The 17,477-nt window shown below is 68.4% G+C and carries 15 protein-coding genes; 14 read left to right on the top strand and 1 reads right to left on the bottom strand.

Features of this window, described 5'->3' with window-relative positions; all coding sequences use genetic code 11:
- Positions 1-70: 70 nt before the first annotated feature.
- The 4 genes from ACWF99_RS09380 to ACWF99_RS09365 all read left to right on the top strand — a co-directional run bounded on the left by ACWF99_RS09380 (position 71) and on the right by ACWF99_RS09365 (position 5,195).
- Entirely contained in the window at positions 71-235 is a 165-nt protein-coding gene (locus tag ACWF99_RS09380; protein ID WP_378627228.1) for a hypothetical protein, read from the top strand.
- The gene (locus tag ACWF99_RS09375; protein ID WP_378627227.1) at positions 232-744 is read left to right on the top strand and encodes a pyridoxamine 5'-phosphate oxidase family protein; all 513 of its coding nucleotides are present in this window, start codon (positions 232-234) and stop codon (positions 742-744) included. The genes ACWF99_RS09380 and ACWF99_RS09375 overlap by 4 nt, the downstream gene beginning before the upstream one ends.
- 1,986 nt (positions 745-2,730) lie before the next feature.
- Positions 2,731-3,768 carry an alpha/beta hydrolase gene (locus ACWF99_RS09370; protein ID WP_452535586.1) on the top strand — a complete coding sequence of 346 codons (1,038 nt, stop codon included), beginning with the start codon at positions 2,731-2,733 and terminating at the stop codon, positions 3,766-3,768.
- Positions 3,765-5,195, top strand: a complete 1,431-nt coding sequence (locus tag ACWF99_RS09365) for a wax ester/triacylglycerol synthase family O-acyltransferase (RefSeq protein ID WP_452535585.1) — start codon at positions 3,765-3,767, stop codon at positions 5,193-5,195. Before ACWF99_RS09370 ends, ACWF99_RS09365 begins: the two co-directional genes overlap by 4 nt.
- Before the next feature lie 94 nt (positions 5,196-5,289).
- Here the strand turns inward: ACWF99_RS09365 and ACWF99_RS09360 are convergent, their stop codons facing one another.
- On the bottom strand, positions 5,290-5,988 hold the full coding sequence (locus ACWF99_RS09360) for a hypothetical protein (RefSeq protein ID WP_378627223.1): 699 nt from the start codon (positions 5,986-5,988) through the stop codon (positions 5,290-5,292).
- A gap of 110 nt (positions 5,989-6,098) precedes the next feature.
- Between ACWF99_RS09360 and ACWF99_RS09355 the strand changes: the two genes are divergently transcribed.
- The 10 genes from ACWF99_RS09355 to ACWF99_RS09310 all read left to right on the top strand — a co-directional run bounded on the left by ACWF99_RS09355 (position 6,099) and on the right by ACWF99_RS09310 (position 17,449).
- The gene (locus tag ACWF99_RS09355) at positions 6,099-7,145 is read left to right on the top strand and encodes a FecCD family ABC transporter permease (protein WP_378627222.1); all 1,047 of its coding nucleotides are present in this window, start codon (positions 6,099-6,101) and stop codon (positions 7,143-7,145) included.
- On the top strand, positions 7,142-8,302 hold the full coding sequence (locus ACWF99_RS09350; RefSeq protein WP_452535584.1) for a FecCD family ABC transporter permease: 1,161 nt from the start codon (positions 7,142-7,144) through the stop codon (positions 8,300-8,302). The genes ACWF99_RS09355 and ACWF99_RS09350 overlap by 4 nt, the downstream gene beginning before the upstream one ends.
- Positions 8,299-9,123, top strand: a complete 825-nt coding sequence (locus ACWF99_RS09345) for an ABC transporter ATP-binding protein (protein ID WP_452535583.1) — start codon at positions 8,299-8,301, stop codon at positions 9,121-9,123. The genes ACWF99_RS09350 and ACWF99_RS09345 overlap by 4 nt, the downstream gene beginning before the upstream one ends.
- Positions 9,124-9,185: 62 nt before the next feature.
- Positions 9,186-9,575 carry a BlaI/MecI/CopY family transcriptional regulator gene (locus ACWF99_RS09340; RefSeq protein WP_279537543.1) on the top strand — a complete coding sequence of 130 codons (390 nt, stop codon included), beginning with the start codon at positions 9,186-9,188 and terminating at the stop codon, positions 9,573-9,575.
- A 64-nt stretch (positions 9,576-9,639) separates the two neighbouring features.
- Positions 9,640-10,578, top strand: a complete 939-nt coding sequence (locus ACWF99_RS09335) for a M56 family metallopeptidase (RefSeq protein WP_378627217.1) — start codon at positions 9,640-9,642, stop codon at positions 10,576-10,578.
- A 255-nt stretch (positions 10,579-10,833) separates the two neighbouring features.
- On the top strand, positions 10,834-12,285 hold the full coding sequence (locus ACWF99_RS09330; protein ID WP_378627216.1) for a DEAD/DEAH box helicase: 1,452 nt from the start codon (positions 10,834-10,836) through the stop codon (positions 12,283-12,285).
- A gap of 119 nt (positions 12,286-12,404) precedes the next feature.
- Entirely contained in the window at positions 12,405-13,265 is an 861-nt protein-coding gene (locus ACWF99_RS09325) for a DMT family transporter (RefSeq protein WP_452535582.1), read from the top strand.
- Positions 13,266-13,316: 51 nt separating this feature from the next.
- Entirely contained in the window at positions 13,317-14,753 is a 1,437-nt protein-coding gene (locus tag ACWF99_RS09320) for a GuaB1 family IMP dehydrogenase-related protein (protein WP_378627213.1), read from the top strand.
- Between the two features lie 283 nt (positions 14,754-15,036).
- On the top strand, positions 15,037-16,392 hold the full coding sequence (locus tag ACWF99_RS09315; protein ID WP_378627211.1) for a hemolysin family protein: 1,356 nt from the start codon (positions 15,037-15,039) through the stop codon (positions 16,390-16,392).
- Positions 16,385-17,449: a hemolysin family protein gene (locus ACWF99_RS09310; protein ID WP_378627210.1), complete on the top strand. Its 1,065-nt coding sequence runs from the start codon at positions 16,385-16,387 to the stop codon at positions 17,447-17,449. Before ACWF99_RS09315 ends, ACWF99_RS09310 begins: the two co-directional genes overlap by 8 nt.
- Positions 17,450-17,477 lie beyond the last annotated feature (28 nt).

Raw genomic sequence — 17,477 nt, 5'->3', positions numbered from 1 at the left:
GACCTCGATCGCCCGACCGCCTCGAGTAGACCCTGAGTCCGTCCGAAGCCCACCCGGGCACGGTGAATCCATGACTCACACCGTGACCGACAGCTCCGATCTCCCGGTGACCGACCACGTCCGCCGCTACCTCGCCACCGACGGGCGTGACGGCTTCCTCGACGGCGGCACCACCGACCTCGTCCTCACCACCGTCGGCCGCCGCGCCGGCGCACGCGTGGAGGATCAGCAGTGAGCAACCGCACCCGCGCCCACGTGCACACGTTCGCCGATATCAAGCCCGACTTCGACGCCATCGTCGGCGCCGTCAACTACGCGACCATGACCACCGTCGACGCCAAGGGACGCCCACGGTCGCGCGTCCTGATTCCGGTGTGGGAAACCGATTCCGACCACCCGGCCGGCTGGCTCGGAACCTACCGCACGCCGGTGAAGGCCGCCCATATCGCGGGAAATCCGCATGTGACGTTTTCCTATTGGAGCCCGGCACAGAACACCGTCGCCGTCGACGCGGTCGCCGAATGGACCGATGATCCCGGCGAGCGCGCACACGTGTGGGATCTGTATCGGCACGGCAGTCCACCCGGTGCCGGCTACGACCCCGGACAGTTCTGGCAGGGCGCCGACGACCGGGCCTTCCAGGTACTTCGCCTCACGCCGTGGCGCATCCAGGTGCTGCGGCGACAAGATCTGGTCAGCGGAATTCCGGCACGTCTCTGGCGGGGCAAACTCCAGGGGGATTGACAGATCCGGCGGCGAACGTGGCCGTTCATCGTCGGATCTGACGGGATTGGACGTCCGTACAGGTCACGGCTCGATCCTTCGTGACAGGTACCAATACCCACCGGCACTTCCATCAGGAAGGATCTCTGCCCGAATTGCACGAATCGGACGATTTCCTTGCCGTAGGAAATGAGCGGAGCTACGTTACCCCCATCACAACAGAGATCTGATTGTGATCCACATTCCGACCGACGGTACGACCATTTTCCGGCGGAATGCTTACCGATCATGCAAGGAGATTCACCATGGGTTCGCTGACGGAAATAATGATGGCCGCAATTGCGGGACTGGGTTCCATGGTCGAGGGCGACGGCCTTCTCGCAGCCTTCCTCGGCTCGGTCGAGGCCTTCTTCCCGTAAACGCGCCGCCCGACCAACGATAATTACTTCATCACCCGAGGAGAAGACACAATGGGATCCCTGTACGAATTGATGGCGACCGGCGCAGGCAGCTTGAGCGACGCCGTCCTGCCTTTCATTCAGGCGCTGATCACGGTCAGCGGCGGGACGCCGACGCCGGGTAAGTAACACACGGCGACACAGTCGGGGGCGGGCCGTTGACGGTCCGCCCCCGACCCATTCCTACCTACCACCCACGCCAGGTGTCAACGCGTCATTTCAATAGCTGATCGACATGATTCACGCCAGGTCCGTCTCGGAAAAAAGAGGATTGCCGACGTCGGTGCGATCGCCGGACATCCAGCACCGGGGCGAACCACTCGACAACAGGAAGCTACGAAGCTACGGCCGTTTCGCCCGATGCGGCCAGAACCCCTCATCGAAGAACCTCACGCCGCAAGCCACAGTCTCCACTCACCCAGCCTCACAGAGCAGCCGCTGATCAGACTACCCAGCATCGGCATCACCCCCCCTTGACGCACTTGCGGCGAACGAGGACGTTCACGGTGGAATCCTGGTTTACTGTGCCAGACAGTCGCGGTAACTACAGGTCACACGCAGTCCGGCCGACAGTGACGGCAACCACTGAGCAGCTTCCATCAGGAATGAAAAGAATGAACGATTCACGATGAGTGAAACATCGCCTTGCCACACATCTACGACGGCGCTACGTTACCGGCATCACATCAGTTACCGATGGTGAGAGCCACCCGAACCGAGGGACCACCCCAGTTCCGGGGGCTGGACAACAGCGCAAGGAGAAACACCATGGGCTCATTCGATGAGCTGCTACTCGGCGTCCTGGGCGGAATGGCGTCCGCGAACTCGGGCGACCTCCTGCTCGGGACTTTCCTGGGCTCGGTGGAAGCGTTCTTCCCGTAACCCCGACCACCCGTCGGCATCGTCGATTCAGCCCAGATGCTGAATTTCCCCATATTCAGGAGTAACACGTGGGATCCTTTTACGAATTGTTCGCGACGGGCATGGCCAGCCTCGGCAACGGCGCGCTGCCGTTCGTCGACGCCCTGATCAGCCTGAGTGGCGGCACGCCCCTCGGCGGCGCATAGCCACCGAGCGGGCAATCGCCGTCGATTCCCGACATCATCGCAGCGGTTTATCCGGCTGTGATCAGACCTTTCACCCGAGCAAGGAGATTCACGATGGGTTCATTGACCGAGATCATGATGGCCGCGATCGCCGGACTGGGTTCCGCGGCCGAAGGCGACGGCCTGCTCGCCGCCTTCCTGGGTTCGGTAGAAGCCTTCTTCCCGTAGACCCGACCCGCATCGGCACTTCGGCTCGTTCACCGAGCCTGATCCACCTCATCACCAGGAGTTAGACATGGGTTCCCTCTACGAACTGATGCAGACCGGCGCCGGCAGCCTCAGCGACGCGGCTCTGCCCTTCATCCAGGCGCTGATCAGCGTGAGCGGTGGCACGCCCACCCCGGGCAAGTAGATCCAGCGCAGGTAGTTCAGCGCGGTACGGGGTCGGCCACGGTGTGGCCGGCCCCGCTTCCGCCCCGAGAAGTCAGCAGGCTCGCAACACCATGAAGAACGAAATGCTCCGCGCGATCATGTCGGCCGTCTGCGTCCTGGCTGTGGCCTCGACGCCCCTGTTCGTCGACCGCGCGCAGGCTTCGGCCGCGCCCGGCGCGCGCCTGATGAGCCAGACGCAGTCCGGCCAGGTCGCCGACATCAGCGTCTACTCCCCCGCCATGGATCGCACGATCGCCCTGCGGGTGCTCCGGCCGGTCGACACTTCGACCCCGGCACCGACGCTGTATCTGCTGAACGGCGCGGGCGGCGGCGAGGATTCGGCCAACTGGCCCGGTCAGACCGATGCCGGTGGGTTCTTCGCGGACAAACACGTCAACGTCGTCATCCCGATGGAAGGCGCGTTCAGCTATTACACCGACTGGCAGCGACCCGACGCCGGCCTGGCGAAGAACCTCGAGAACAACGGCAACAACATGTGGACGACGTTCCTCACCCGGGAGCTGCCGCCCGTGATCGACGCCGCCTTCGGCACCAACGGCGTCAACTCCCTCGCCGGTATCTCGATGGCGGGAACCTCGGTCCTCGATCTCGCGATCCAGGCGCCCGACCTGTACCGCAGCGTCTCCGCGTACAGCGGGTGCGCGATGACCAGCGATCCGATCGGCCGCGCCTTCGTCTCCCTCGTCGTGCGGATGGGCGGCGGCAACACCGAGAACATGTGGGGTCCCGAGACCGACGCCGCCTGGCGCGAGCACGATCCCTACGTGCAAGCCCATCGTTTGCCGAATATCCCGATCTATATCTCCGCGGGCACCGGATTGCCGGGACCACACGACACGTTGTCGAATCCGCGCGTGCACATCAACGGAAAGAATCCGACTTCGATTCTCACGAATCAAATGCTCGTCGGCGGTGGCATCGAAGCCGCGACGGCGTATTGCACCGCGAATCTGGCGCAGCGCACCCGAGAACTCGGCCGCACGAATATCACCTACAACATCCGACCGACCGGTACCCACTCGTGGGGCTACTGGGAGGACGACCTGCACGTCTCCTGGCCGATGATGGCGACAGCACTGGGCATATGAGCGCCGAACTCCGGGTGGGCTCCCGGCGACTGAGTCCGCGCGACGCGGTGTTCGTCTACGACGAAACCGACCGGCACCTGTCGAACATCGTCGCGGTCTACTTCGCCGACGCGTCGGGCCACGCCCCGCTGACGATCGAGCAGGTACTGGACTGGGCGCGCGCGAGGATCGGGCACGCGGAACTGTTCCACCGGCGCTTGCGGCGCGTCCCGATGGACCTCGACCTGCCGTACTGGGAGCCCGACCCGACCCTGTCGGTGCGCGACCACGTCAGCCTGGAGGTCGCGGCTTCGTGGGACGACGCCCGCGCCCGGATCGCCGAGATCACCTCCGCCCGGATGGATCTGACACGACCACCGTGGGAGATCCATGTACTGGACCGGGTCGACGGCGTACCGGCGATGCCGGGCACGACCACCGTCGTGGCGCTGAAGTTCCACCACAGCGCCGGCGACGGCGTGGCGACCCGGGCACTCGAGGGGCGGCTGTTCGGCACGGAACCCGCGCCCGCGATCCGGCTCGACGAGGCGCGGCCGCTGACCACCGCCGTGCGCACCGCGGGCGCGCTCGCGGCGGCGCCGGTGCGCTTCGTCGCCGGTCTGCGCCGGGCGCGGAAGGCGCAGGACGAGCTGCGGGCCCTGATCGATGCGGGTACCGTCCACGATCCCGTCGCCGAGCGCCCGGCCACACGGTTCAACCGGGACATCCACGCGGAGCTCACCTTTCACCTGTCACCGATTCCGATGCCGGAGGTACTCGCCGCCAAAACCGCGGCGCCCCACCGGGTCACGATCAACGACCTGATGCTCACCGCGATCTCCGGCGCACTGGCCGCCTACCTCGCCGAACACGACGAAACGCCCGACGGCGCGCTGGCCGCCATGGTGCCGATGTCGATGCGCGGTGTCGCCGAATGGGATTCGGCGAATCAGCTCAGCCAGATGATCGTCGACCTGCACACCGACATCGTCGACCCGATCGAGCGGCTGACCGCGATTCAGCGGTCGGCGAGCCGCGCCAAACAGCGCACCGCCGACCCGGTGGTGCAACGCACCGACCGGCGGGTGCAGACCGCACCCGCGCTCCTGCTGCGCGCCGCCGGATGGGCAAGGGCGCAAAGGCGTTTCGACGACACGGCGACAGTGCCGTTGTGCAACACCACGATCAGCAATGTGCCGCCGGTGACCGACACGCTGGTCTTCTGCGGCAGGCAGGTTCGCCGCGCGGTCGGGTCACTGCCCATCCTCGACGGCGACGGCCTGCGTCACCTGATCACCTCGCAGGGTGACGAGATCGTCATCGCGGTAACGACGAACGCCACGATGATGCCGGACCCGGAGCATTACGGCGAGTTGATTCTCGCCTCGTTCCGCACACTTGCCGCCGCCCTGCACGCCCTCGGGAAAGTGGCGCCTACCAGCGCGTGAGCGGCGGCCGCCCGACCGAGCCCGCATACGCGATCACCGAATTCGCGCGGCGGATACCGGCATGAGATCCTGGTGATCAACCGTCCAGATCTGGCTAGCGCTGCAGGCAGCTGCTGCGGCGCACCGGGAGGCCGCGTTCCTCGAAGGCGCCGAGCAGGAGCTGGCCACGGCGCGCGCCCGCGGAGACATCGGCGCGTGCCAGATCGGGGACGTAGGTCGCCGCGCCGATGATGGATTCGCCCACGAGGGTCCAGAACCGGCGAGCGGGCAGACCGGAGCAGCGAGTGAGGACCGATTGGAGCGGAATCAGCGACGACGCGCAGCGCTGGGCGAGCCAGACCGCCATGGCGGCTTCGCAGGGGAAGGCGACCGCACCCGGCTCGGAATCGCAGTCGACGACGCGAATCGTGGTGTCGGACAAGCCTGCCCAGTCGATGCCGCCGTCGTTGTCGTGGTGGATCCACAGGTTGTCGCGGCCGGGATCCCATGCCTGCGCGTCCATCACGAACAGTGCCGTGACGCGGCCCGCCACGGCGTGGATGAGCGCGGTGGCCACTACTTCGGCGGCGATCTCGTCGTTGATCATCTCCGCGGCGTGACGCCGGTACATCAGCTCGACGCGGCCCTCGGACAGCCCGTTGGGCACATGCCACCATCGCCGTTTGCCCTGCCCGCTCATCGCCGCGACGGCATACACGCGCGGATGCTCGGGTTGCAGCGCTTGCAACCTGGCACAGGCACGGTCGAACGCGGCGGTGGTGCGGGAAGTGGCGGTGGTGACGGGCTCGGACATCGAACCTCCTCGAACGTTGGTTCCCGTGACGATGATGTCTCGGAACATAGGTTAGGCTTACCAGACTTCACAAGTCGTGTCCGGTTTCGAGGCAGGAGAAGTTCGTCGCCGTGATCCACCCTGGCACCGTCAGACGTCGTCGTCTGACCGGGCTTCTGCTGCTCGTTGTCTTGCTCACCGTGGCGGTGGTGGCGAGCATTGCCATCGGCACCCGCTCGCTCACACCCACCACGGTGTTCGACGCCGTCACACACGCTTTCGGCTGCGACGGCGGCCCGTTCCGATGCCCGGCCCGCTCCACCGCCGAGGAAATCGTGCGTGAGCTGCGTCTGCCGCGCACCGCATTGGCCCTGGTCGCCGGAGTGGCGTTGGGCGTCGCGGGCGCGCTCATCCAGGGGTATACCCGGAATCCGCTCGCTGATGCCGGATTGTTAGGACTGAATGCGGGCGCGGGCTTTCTGGCCGCGCTGAGCATCTTCCTGTTCGGGTTCACCGCGCCCGCGCAGTACATCTGGTTCGCCTTCGCCGGGTCGGCGATCGCGGGGGTGATCGTGTTCGGGGTCTCCTCGATCGGTGGGGGCAAGGCGAGTCCGTTGAGCCTGATCCTGGCCGGCGCCGCGGTCACCGCCTTCCTCCAGGCGATGACCAACGCGATCATCGTGCTCGACAACGCGGCGCTCGACACCTATCGGTTCTGGGTGGTCGGCAACGTGGCCGGGCGCGAAGCGGAAGTGTTCTGGCAGGTTCTGCCGTTCCTGGTGGTCGGCGTCGGCATGGCCATGGCCGCGGCCCCCAGCCTGAATCTGCTGAGCCTCGGTGACGATGTCGCCCGCGGACTCGGCGTCGACGTCACCCGGGCGCGGGCCTTCGGCCTGCTCGCAGTGGTGCTGCTCAGCGGCGGGGCGACCGCGGCGATCGGGCCGATCGCGTTTCTGGGCCTGGTGGTTCCGCACATGGCCCGGACCATCACCGGACCGGACAACAAGTGGCTGATCCCCTACTCCGGGCTACTCGGCGGGTTGCTGCTGCTCGTCGCCGACACCGCCGGGCGGGTGATCGCCCGCCCCGGTGAACTCCAGGTCGGGGTGATGTTGGCCGCGATCGGCGCGCCGTTCTTCATCGCGTTGGTGCGTCGGAAGAAGTTGGTGGCGCTGTGAGTGGAGTCGAGATGGGCAAAGCCGCCGACCAGGTTGCCGCCGAACCCCCGAACGCCGACCGAGCGGATCGCGCAGTGACCCAGCTGCGCCGAGTGCGCCCCGCGCTGCGGGTCGGGCCGGTGTCGCTGGTGCTGCGGCCGGTCGTGTTCGGCGTCGTCGTGGCACTGGCGGTCGCGGTGTTCGCACTGTTCTGCCTGGACATCGCCGTCGGCGATACCCATATCCCCCTGGGACGCGTACTCGACGTGCTCGGCGGCGGCGGTACCAGATCCCAGCGCTTCATCATCATCGAATCGCGCTTGCCGCGTGCGCTGACGGCCGTGGTCGTCGGCGCCGCGCTCGGATTGTCGGGCGCGCTGATGCAGTCGATCCTGCACAACCCACTGGCCGGGCCGGACGTCCTCGGCATCACCACCGGCGCCAGTGTCGGCGCTGTCGCGGTGCTGGTCGGCAGCGGTGGTGCGACAACCGGGCTGGTCGCGACCGTCGGAGCCCCGATCGCCGCGCTGACCGGCGGCCTGTTGACCGCGGTCGTCATTTATCTCCTGGCGTGGGGTCGCGGGGGCGGCGGCGAACGTGGTGTCACCGGGTTCCGGCTCGTCCTGATCGGCATCGGCGTGAACGCGGTCCTGATGTCGGTGATCAGCTGGCTGCTCACCCGTGCCAGCCTGACCGATGCCGCCCGTGCCCAGCTCTGGCTCACCGGTTCGCTCAACGGAGCCGACATGTCGAGAGTGGTGCCGGCCGTCGTCGCGCTGTCCGTGGTGACCGTGGTGTCGCTGGTGTCGGCGCGCACGCTGGCCGCGCTGCGCCTCGGCGAGGACTCGACCCGGGTGCTCGGTGTGCGGATCCAGTCGCAGCAGGCGCTGCTCATCGGCGCGTCGGTGGTGGCGGCCTCGGTGGCGACCGCGGCTGTCGGGCCGGTCGGATTCGTCGCCCTCGCCGCACCGCAGATCGCGAGAATGGCGCTGCGGACCGCGGGTGAGCCGCTGATCGCCTCGGCGCTGACCGGTGCCGCACTGGTCGCGGGGGCCGATGTCATCTCGCGCGCGCTGCTGCCCGTCGACCTGCCGGTCGGTATCGTCACCGCCGCGCTCGGTGGACCGTTCCTGCTCTACCTGCTCGTCCGCATGAATCGGAAGGCCACGCTCTCATGACCAGCCCCGCTCATCGCCTCTCCGCCGACGCCGTCTCCCTCGGCTACGGCGAGCGGGTGATCGTCGACGAGCTCAGCCTCGACATCGCGCCCGGCGTGGTCACCACGGTCATCGGCCCCAACGGCTGCGGCAAGTCGACCCTGCTGAAATCGCTGGGCAGGCTGCTGCGCCCCAGCGCGGGACAGGTCGTCCTCGACGGCAAGGCCATCTCGTCGATGAAGACCAAGGACGTGGCCAAGGTGATCGGCATGCTGCCGCAGACTCCGGTCGCGCCCGAAGGGCTCACCGTCGCCGATCTGGTCGCGCGGGGACGTCATCCGCATCAGTCCTGGTTGCGGCAGTGGTCGGCCGACGACGAGACCGAGGTCGCGGCCGCGCTGGCCCAGACCGGTATCGCCGACCTGGCCGACCGGACCCTCGACGAGCTCTCCGGCGGCCAGCGCCAGCGCGCCTGGATCTCCATGGCTCTGGCCCAGGGCACCGACATCCTGCTCCTCGACGAGCCGACCACCTACCTCGATCTCGCGCACTCGCTGGAAGTGCTCGACCTCGTCGACCGGCTGCACGCCGAGTTCGGGCGCACGGTGGTGATGGTGCTGCACGATCTCAACCTCGCCATCCGCTACAGCGACGAGCTCGTGGTGATGCGCGCGGGCGCGATCGTGGCGCGGGGCAAACCGGCCGACATCGTCACTGCCGAGCTGCTCGCCGAGGTCTTCGGGCTCGAGGCCACCGTTTTGACAGATCCGGTCTCGGGGCGGCCGATGATCGTCCCGATCGGGACCCGGCACGTGCACGGCGCGGTCGGGTATGACGAATGACACACAGCAAACACCCCGTTACGACAATCTGTAGTACGCATGTTTGTCGTTGAGGCCGTAAAATCGGTGGGATGGCAGGTCTCGGCGAACTCGAAAAAGCGGTCATGGACCAGTTGTGGTCGGCCGATGAGCCACTGACGGTGCGGCAGGTCCACGAAGCGCTGGCCGCGCGGCGCGAGCTCGCGTACACCACGGTGATGACGGTGCTCCAACGACTGGCGAAGAAGGACCTGGTGGTTCAGCGACGCGACGATCGCGCGCATCGATACGCACCGGTTCACAGCCGCGACGAATTGGTCGCGAGCCTGATGGTCGACGCCTTGCAACAGGCCGACGCCGCAGGTAGTCGCGCCGCGGCGCTGGTGCACTTCGTGGAGCAAGTGGGCAAAGACGAGGCGGATGCGCTGCGCGAAGCACTCGCCAAGCTCGAATCCGACGAAAACAGCGGCTAGACTCCCTGGCGGCTCTCACAATGGAGTGAGCGCCCCTGGCCCCACAACGCAGTGAGCAGAGTCGATGAACGCAACCGCGGCAGTCTTTGCTGGTCTCGCCTTGCTTCTCGCAGGGCCGGTACCAGCGCTGCTCAGTCGCGCTACCTGGGTGCACCGCAGCCCGCGCGCGGCGCTGGTGTTGTGGCAGGCGATCGCGCTGGCCGCTGTGCTCAGCGCCTTCGGATCCGGGCTGGCCATCGCCAGCCTGCTGCTCGTCCCCGGCCCCGACGGTAGGCCCACCACCTCGCCCACCCAGGAGATCGACGCGCTCGGTCTGCCGCTGTGGACGCTGTATGTGCTGGTCTTCGCCCTGACTCTGATGGTCGGCGCCCGGCTGATGTTCTCGATCGTGCGCGTCGGTGTGCACACCCGGCGCCGCCGCTCCCGTCATCGCATGCTCGTCGACCTGCTCGATCAGGGCGGCCCGGTGCGTCGCGCCGCCGACATCCGCGTGCTGGCCGCCACCGAACCCATCGCCTACTGCCTGCCCGGCCTTCGCCAGCGGGTCGTGATCAGCGAAGGCACGCTGACCAGCCTCGACGACTCCGAAGTCACCGCCATCGTGAGCCACGAACGCTCACACCTGCGCGCACGCCACGATCTGGTGCTCGAGGCGTTCACCGCCGTCCACGAGGCCTTTCCCCGGGTTGTCCGCAGCAAGGCCGCGCTCGGCCAGGTGAAACTGCTGATCGAACTGCTCGCCGACGACTCCGCGGTGAAGGTCACCGGGCCCAAGCCGCTGGCCCGCGCCCTGATCGCCTGCGCCAAATCCACCGCACCGCAGGGGGCACTCGCCGCGGGCGGACCGAGCACCTTGATCCGCATCCAGCGGCTCGCGAGCACCACCGGAGACGTGAGAGTCGCCACCGCCGCCTACCTCGGCTCGGCCGCGATTCTGGTCGTGCCGACCCTGGCCGTCGCGGTGCCATGGCTGCAGGAGCTCAACCGGCTCTTCCACGGCTGACCTGGCGATCCGCCGCCAGGTCTCCCCCGCGCGCGCGGCGCGGCGACCGCACCACCACTGCCCGATTCGCGGCGGCACAGACCTTGCCACAACCACTTCGCTGACCAGCCTGTTTACCCAACCGAGCCCGAACACGCCTATCCTGGGAGACCGGTCCTTCCTGCTGGGCCGCACCCCGCTCACGCCGAGGCGCGTATTCGGGTAATCGGCGCCGATCATCGTTCGGCGCGATTCGCAGCCCAACGAAAGGCCACCTTGACCAACTCTGCCGTGCCCAACGAACCGACCTTCGCCGAACTCGGCCTGCCCGTCGAACTGGTGCAGACCCTGCGCAACGCGGGCATCGACAAGCCCTTCCCCATCCAGGCCGCCACGATCGGCGACGCCCTCTCCGGGCGTGACGTGCTCGGTCGCGGCCCGACCGGCTCGGGCAAGACCCTCGCCTTCGGCCTGCCGATGCTGACCCGCCTGGCCCAGGGATCCCCCTCCAAGCCCGGTCGCCCGCGCGGCCTCGTGCTGGTGCCGACCCGCGAACTCGCGACCCAGATCGAAAAGGCCCTCGAAGAGGCCGCCCGCTCGCTGGGCCTGCGCGTGGCCTCCGTCGTCGGTGGCGCACCGATCAAGCGTCAGGCCGACCGCCTCGCCCGCGGTGTCGACCTGCTCATCGCGACCCCCGGTCGCCTCGACGACCTGATCAAGCAGCGCGCCGCCGACCTGTCGGACGTGACGATCACCGCGCTCGACGAGGCCGACCACATGGCCGACATGGGCTTCCTGCCCCAGGTCACCCGGCTGCTCGACCGCACCCCCAAGCAGGGTCAGCGTCTGCTGTTCTCGGCCACCCTCGACGGTGACGTGGACAAGCTCGTCAAGCGCTACATGCACAACCCGGTGACCCACTCGACCGCGCCCGCCGAGGCCTCGGTGAGCACCATGACCCACCACCTGCTCTACGTGCGCGACAAGAACATCAAGCGCACCGTGGCCACCGAGATCGCCGCGCGTGAGGGTCTGACCATCATGTTCGTGCGTACCAAGCACGGCGCCGACCGCCTGGCCAAGCAGCTGCGCGGCGCCGGCGTCGACGCGGGCTCGCTGCACGGCGGCAAGGCCCAGAACAACCGCGTCCGCACCCTGGCGGCCTTCGCCGACGGGTCGGTGCCGGTGCTGGTCACCACCGACGTCGCCGCGCGCGGAATCCACATCGACGGTGTCTCGCTGGTCGTGCACTTCGACCCGCCCGCCGAGCACAAGGCCTACCTGCACCGCGCCGGCCGCACCGCGCGCGCCGGTGAGGACGGTGTCGTGGTCACCCTCGTCACCGACGAGGAGCGTAAGGACGTCGCCGCGATGACCCGCAAGGCGGGCGTGCGCACCGACGGTGTCGACGTGCGCCCCGGCGACCGGAACCTGGTGGAGATCACCGGCGCCCGCAAGCCCAGTGGGATCGCACTGGCCGCGCCGGTCGCCCCCGCGCAGCCCACCCGCGCGGCGAACGGCGGCGGGCGTACTCGTCGTCCGCGCACCGGTGGCGCTCCGGCCGCCGAAGCGGGCCGTGGTGGCGCACCGCGCCGCGAGCGTCCGGCGCACGAGCCGCGCACGCGCTCCGGTGGACACGCCCGCACGGGCGACACGCCGACGAATTCTCGTCGTCGCGCCGCGCGTCCGGCCGCTCCCGCCGCGCACCGCAACCGCACGGCAAACTGAATCAACGCGTGGCCGAACCGATTACGGTTCGGCCACGCGTCTGTTTCCAGGTACCCGAACCCCGCGACTCTCATTCGTAGATCAGCGCCGACGAGCGCCGGATCCCGCACACTGAGCCCGTGACGAACCACGAGATCGCCACCATCGTGTGCGCGCTGATCGCGGCCATGTTGATCGCGCTGGGCGCCGTAGCGCAGCAGCGGGCGGCCGCGGCAGTGCCCGAAGGCACGTCCCTGCTCGGCGGCCTGCTCCGCAGCCCACGCTGGTGGTCCGGAATCGTCGGTGACACCGGTGGTTACGCGATGCAGGTTCTCGCGCTGGCATTCGGCGCGGTGCTGGTGGTGCAACCGATTCTGGTGAGCGCCTTGGTCTTCGCGCTGCCGCTGTCCGCACGGCTGAACGGGCAGCGGATCACCGCGCGCGCCGCCACGACCGCGCTGATCCTCGTCGCGGCGCTCGCGCTGTTCCTGATCGTGGGCGATCCGACAGCGGGCGAGGACACGGCGCCCTTCCGGGAATGGTTGGTGCCCTTGGCGATTCTGCTCGGCGTCGTCGTGGCCGCGGTCGTCGCCGGGCTGACGATCAGCAGCCGGTCGGGACAGGCGCTCGCTCTCGGTCTCGCCGGTGGCGCCCTGTTCGGGACGGCGGCCGCACTCACCGATCGCGTGGTCACCCTGTTCGGTGACGGGATCGGCGCGGTGCTCGGCGGGTGGCAAACCTGGACGCTGGTGGCCGCGGGCCTGCTCGGCGTGTACCTGCAGCAGCGCGCGTTCCAGGCCGGACCGCTGTCGGCCTCACTCCCCGCGGCGACCATCGCCGAACCCCTGGCCGCCGCGTTCCTCGGCCTCACCGCTCTCGACGAGCACCTGCGCACCAGCGGTCCCGGACTCGTCGTCGTCGGAGTCTGTGTCGTCGTGATGTGCGCGGCGACCGTGGCCCTGTGCCACACCAGAGCGGTCACCGCCGAGCCCACGCGCTGACACGGCGCGGGATTTGCCCGCCGCTGGGCTCACAGGGCTACTATCAATCAAGTGCGATTTCTTCCGGGACCCCAGCCGCCGTATGACCTGACCTACGACGACCTCTTCCTGGTCCCGAACCGGACCGATGTCGCGTCCCGGTTCGATGTGGACCTGGCCAGCGTCGACGGGACCGGTACCACCATCCCCCTCGTGGTCGCGAACATGACCGCGGTCGCGGGCAAACGGATGGCCGAGACCGTCGCTCGCCGCGGTGGCATCGTGGTGCTCCCCCAGGATCTGCCGATCCCCGCGGCCGCCGACACCATCGCGTTCGTGAAGAGCCGCTCGCTCACCGCCGACACCCCGGTCACCCTCGACCCCGATCGTTCGGTGTCCGACGCGGTGGCGCTGATGCACAAGCGCGCGCACGGGGCCGTCGTGGTCGTCGAGGACGGCAAGCCGGTCGGCGTCGTCACCGAGGCCGCATGCGCCGATGTGGACCGGTTCGCGCGCCTGCGCGAGGTCGCGTTCACCGACTTCGTCCAGGTGGCCGTCGAGGCGTCCCCGCGCGATATCTTCGACCGCCTCGCCGAGGCCCACGCCCAGCTCGCGGTGCTCACCCACCCCGACGGCACCCTCGCGGGCGTGATGACCCGCACCGGCACCGTCCGCGCGGGCATCTACACCCCCGCGGTCGACGCGAACGGCAAGCTGCGCGTCGCCGCCGCCGTCGGCATCAACGGCGACGTGGCCGCCAAGGCGAAGGCCCTGGCCGAGGCGGGCGCCGATGTGCTCGTCCTCGACACCGCGCACGGCCACCAGACCAAAATGCTCGAATCTTTGCGCACCGTCGCCGATCTCGGCCTCGGCCTGCCCCTGGTCGCGGGCAATGTGGTTTCCGCCGAGGGCACCCGCGATCTGGCCGAGGCGGGCGCGACCATCATCAAAGTCGGTGTCGGCCCCGGCGCCATGTGCACCACCCGCATGATGACCGGCGTCGGTCGCCCGCAGTTCTCCGCCGTGGCCGAATGTGCCGCCGCGGCAAAGGAACTCGGCGTGCACGTGTGGGCCGACGGTGGCGTCCGGCACCCCCGCGACGTGGCGCTGGCGCTGGCCGCGGGCGCATCGAACGTGATGATCGGTTCCTGGTTCGCCGGTACCTACGAGTCCCCCGGCGACCTGCGCATCGACCGCGACGGCAACAAGTACAAGGAGAGCTTCGGCATGGCGTCCAAGCGTGCTGTCGCCGCCCGCACCGCCGCCGACAGCAGCTTCGACCGCGCCCGCAAGGCACTGTTCGAAGAGGGTATCTCCAGCTCGCGGATGCGTCTGGATCCCGAGCGTCCCGGCGTCGAGGATCTCATCGACCACATCTGCTCGGGTGTGCGCAGCTCGTGCACCTACGCCGGTGCTCGCTCGCTGCCGGAATTCCACGACAAGGCCGTGCTCGGCGTGCAGTCCGCCGCCGGCTTCGCCGAAGGCAGGCCGCTTCCCAGCGGCTGGTGAACCGCGCCCGCGGCGGCCGATCGAACCCTTCGATCGGCCGCCGTCGGCGGGCGGAGCCGCGCCGCTGACACATCATGGGTGGGCACGGATTACTATGGAGTTGCCGATCACGGCACATGCTCGACTCCCGCCTCGAAAGGATCCAGTTGTCACCCGCGTCCAAGGGCGCCACACAGGAGGGCTCCTCTACGGAGCCGGGTGACAAACCCGGCGTCCTCCTTTCCGCAGCGTCCGTTCGATCCCCCGGTTTCCCTACCGCGCCCCCACTCGGGTGGTGCTGAGGATGTCCATCGTTCTGACCGTGCTCAGCCTGCTCGGCTTCGTCGCACTCACCCTCGGAACGGCGCTGTTCGTCGCCGCCGAGTTCTCCCTCACCGCACTGGAACGCAGCACCGTCGAAGCGGCCGCTCGGGAAGGTGACACCCAGTCACGCCTGGTGAAACAGGCCCATCACACTCTGTCGTTCCAGCTCTCCGGCGCCCAGCTCGGCATCACCATCACGACGCTGATCACCGGCTACATCGCCGAACCCGTCCTGGCACGGCTGCTCGATCCGCTGCTGGACGGCATCGGCTTGAGCGAAAACGCCGCGCACGGCGTCGCCTTGGCGCTGGCCCTGATCATCGCGACCTCGCTGTCGATGATCTACGGCGAGCTGGTGCCCAAGAACATCGCGATCGCCGAGCCGATGAAGGTCGCCCGGCTCACCGCGGGCCCGATGATCGGCTTCTCGGCCCTGTTCAAGTGGCTCATCCGTTTTCTCAACGGCGCCGCCAACTGGGTGGTCCGCAGGCTCGGCATCGAACCCGCCGAGGAACTGCGCTCGGCTCGCTCGCCCCAGGAACTCGGTTCGCTGGTGCGCACCTCCGCCATGCGTGGCGCGATGGATCAGCGCACCGCGCAGGTGATGGACCGCTCGCTGGAATTCGGTGAGCGCAGCGCCGAGGACCTGATGACACCGCGCGTGAAGGTCGAATCGCTGGACCGCCACGACACCATCGCCGACCTCATCGCCGCCGCCGCGCGCACCGGCTACTCCCGATTCCCGGTGGTCGACGGCGACCTCGACAACACCCTCGGCGTGGTGCACGTCAAGCAGGCGTTCACCCACCCGGGTGAACTGCGCAAGCAGATCCAGCTCAGCGACCTCGCCGTCGCGGTGCCGATCGTGCCCGCCAGCCTGGACGGCGACGAAGTCCTCGAGCGCGTCCGCGCCGACGGCATGCAGGTGGCCCTGGTCGTCGACGAATACGGCGGCACCGCGGGCATGGTGACCATGGAGGACCTGATCGAGGAGATCCTCGGCGACGTGCGCGACGAGCACGACGAGGAGGAGCGCGATGTGCGCCGGGTCTCCGACGGCTGGGACTGCTCGGGCCTGATGCGCATCGACGAGGTGTCGCGCGCGACCGGCTACGACGCGCCCGAGGGCGAATACGAAACCCTCGGTGGTCTGGTACTGGCCCAGCTCGGCCGTATCCCGGTGACCGGTGACGAAGTGGTGCTGCCCGCGTCCCGCGGTTCCGGGGGCGGCTGGATCGCCCGGGTGGAACGGATGGACGGACGGCGCATCGACCGGGTGCGGTTGATCCCCGTCGACGCGGCCAACCTCTCGGCACGGGAGAACGCTCATGGGTGACCTGTTCGGAATCTTGCTGACCGTCGTCCTGCTGGCGGGCAACGCGTTCTTCGTCGCCGCCGAGTTCGCCCTCATCTCCGCCCGCCGCGATCGGCTGGAAGCCCTTGTCGCCCAAGGCAAGAAGAAGGCCCAGACGGTGATCGAGGCGGGCGAGAACCTGTCGATCATGCTCGCCGCGGCTCAGCTCGGCATCACCATCTGCTCGATCCTGCTCGGCCGCGTCGGCGAGCCCGCGATCGCGCACCTGATCGAGCGCCCGTTCGAACTGCTCGGCCTGCCCGATCAGTTGCTGCACCCGGTGGGCTTCGCGCTCGCGCTGACGGTGGTGGTGATCCTGCACATCCTGCTCGGCGAGATGGTGCCGAAGAACATCGCCCTGGCCGGTCCGGAACGCTCGGCACTGCTGCTGGTGCCGATCCACCTGATGTGGTTGCGGATCGCCCGGCCGCTGATCGCGCTGTACAACCTGGCCGCGAACATGACGCTGCGGATGATGCGGATCGAGCCGAAGGACGAACTCGACGCCACGGTCTCGACGGTGGAGCTGGCCGAGATGATCGGCGAATCCCGCTCCGAGGGGCTGCTCGACGAAGAGGAACACCGCAGGCTCACCCAGGCTCTCGGCACGTCCGACCAGGTCGTCGGCGATGTGATGGTGCCGCTGGCCCAAGCCAGATCGGTGCCGCTGATCGGCAACGGGACCACCCTGGGCGAGGTCGAGGCAGCGGTGTCCGAGACCGGTTTCTCGCGCTACCCGGTCGCCGCCTCCGACGGCTCCCTGGTGGGTTACCTGCACATCAAGGACGTCCTCGACGAGGTCGCCGACGACAACGCGGGCCCGGACACCGTCATCCCGCGCACCGACATCCGCCCGCTGCCCACGGTGAGCACCGGAACTCCGCTGTACGAGGCGCTGGCCCGGTTGCGCCGCACCAGTAGCCATCTGGGACGGGTGGTCGACAGCCGTGGCAACACCGTCGGCGTGGTCGCCCTGGAGGACCTGATCGAAGAGTTCGTCGGCACCGTGCGCGACGGAACCCACCGCCTCGCCGAATAGGCCGCCCCGGCAACCGATCTCCGCCTCG

It is taken from the genome of Nocardia sp. NPDC055002 (assembly GCF_053608825.1).
The sequence above is the reverse complement of the archived record's forward strand: the minus strand, read 5'-3'. Positions and strand labels throughout refer to the sequence as shown.

Excerpts from the sequence above, each read along its gene's own strand:
- ACWF99_RS09380 (WP_378627228.1), top strand. The coding sequence starts at position 71 with ATGACTCACACCGTGACCGACAGCTCCGATCTCCCGGTGACCGACCAC.
- ACWF99_RS09370 (WP_452535586.1), top strand. The coding sequence starts at position 2,731 with ATGAAGAACGAAATGCTCCGCGCGATCATGTCGGCCGTCTGCGTCCTG.
- ACWF99_RS09365 (WP_452535585.1), top strand. The coding sequence starts at position 3,765 with ATGAGCGCCGAACTCCGGGTGGGCTCCCGGCGACTGAGTCCGCGCGAC.
- ACWF99_RS09360 (WP_378627223.1), bottom strand. The coding sequence starts at position 5,988 with ATGTCCGAGCCCGTCACCACCGCCACTTCCCGCACCACCGCCGCGTTC.
- ACWF99_RS09345 (WP_452535583.1), top strand. The coding sequence starts at position 8,299 with ATGACCAGCCCCGCTCATCGCCTCTCCGCCGACGCCGTCTCCCTCGGC.
- ACWF99_RS09335 (WP_378627217.1), top strand. The coding sequence starts at position 9,640 with ATGAACGCAACCGCGGCAGTCTTTGCTGGTCTCGCCTTGCTTCTCGCA.
- ACWF99_RS09315 (WP_378627211.1), top strand. The coding sequence starts at position 15,037 with ATGTCCATCGTTCTGACCGTGCTCAGCCTGCTCGGCTTCGTCGCACTC.
- ACWF99_RS09310 (WP_378627210.1), top strand. The coding sequence starts at position 16,385 with ATGGGTGACCTGTTCGGAATCTTGCTGACCGTCGTCCTGCTGGCGGGC.